The sequence below is a fragment of the Methylobacterium sp. J-067 genome (assembly GCF_022829465.1).
Lineage (GTDB): Bacteria > Pseudomonadota > Alphaproteobacteria > Rhizobiales > Beijerinckiaceae > Methylobacterium > Methylobacterium litchii.
On the sequence record NZ_JAKSXZ010000122.1, the window covers coordinates 1 to 786 of the forward strand.

Annotated in this window: 1 protein-coding gene and 1 pseudogene; both read left to right on the forward strand. The window is 69.2% G+C overall.

Going from position 1 to position 786, the window contains the following annotated elements:
- A pseudogene (locus MKK52_RS17465) lies at nucleotides 1–304 on the forward strand (catalase); the annotation flags it as partial.
- A gap of 14 nt (nucleotides 305–318) precedes the next feature.
- A complete protein-coding gene (locus MKK52_RS17470) occupies nucleotides 319–615 on the forward strand; it encodes a hypothetical protein (RefSeq protein WP_243955944.1) in 297 nt (98 codons plus the stop codon).
- Nucleotides 616–786: the final 171 nt, after the last annotated feature.

The window sequence follows — 786 nt, forward strand, 5'->3', positions numbered from 1 at the left end:
CCGGGTCCAGCTATGCCGCGACCTCGAACGCCAGCCGGTGGAGGACCCCACGGTGGAGTGGAAGGAGGACGAGGCCCCGTTCCAGCGGGTCGGCATCATCCGTGCCCGGCCGCAGGATAGTTGGGACGCCGCCCGGGTCCAGGCGGTGGACGAGGAGATGCGCTTCAGCGTCTGGACCGGCCTCGCGGCGCACCGGCCCCTCGGCAACATCAACCGGGCCCGCAACGCCCCCTACCGTCATTCGGCCGAGTTCCGGGAGAGGTTCAACCGCTGCCCGATCCACGAGCCGGGCGCGGTGCGCTGAGACGGGAGGCGACGATGAGCAGGACTATTGCGGCGTTCGCGTTGGCCATGCTGTCCGGGATGGCCTCTGTGGGGGCGCTGGCGGACGGCTTGGCCAGGGCCGACCTCAAGCCCTTCAACGTGACCATCCGGGTGTTCGACCCCACCAAGGGCATCGGGAGCGGGCAGGACTACGTGCTGCCGGTCGACAGCCCCGACGCCGAGCATGCCATCGCCTCCACCACGGCGAACGCGGCCTCGTTCACGACGAAGACCTCGGGCGGCAAGGCCATCCCCGTCGCGTTCACGTGCGTCAAGGTCGAACCCCGCTGACCCGCGACCCATGAGGCGTCCCATGTCCCTCGATGCGAACAAGCGACTGGTCCGCGCGTACTTCGACGCGTTCCGCGACCGTGACGAGGGGTGGTGGAACGCCAACATCGCGCCGGACTTCGTCAGGCACGATCCGGGCCTCGATTTCGAGGTGCGTGGTCCCGATGGGAT

Coding starts and splice junctions, on each gene's coding strand:
- MKK52_RS17470 (WP_243955944.1), top strand. CDS start 319: ATGAGCAGGACTATTGCGGCGTTCGCGTTGGCCATGCTGTCCGGGATG.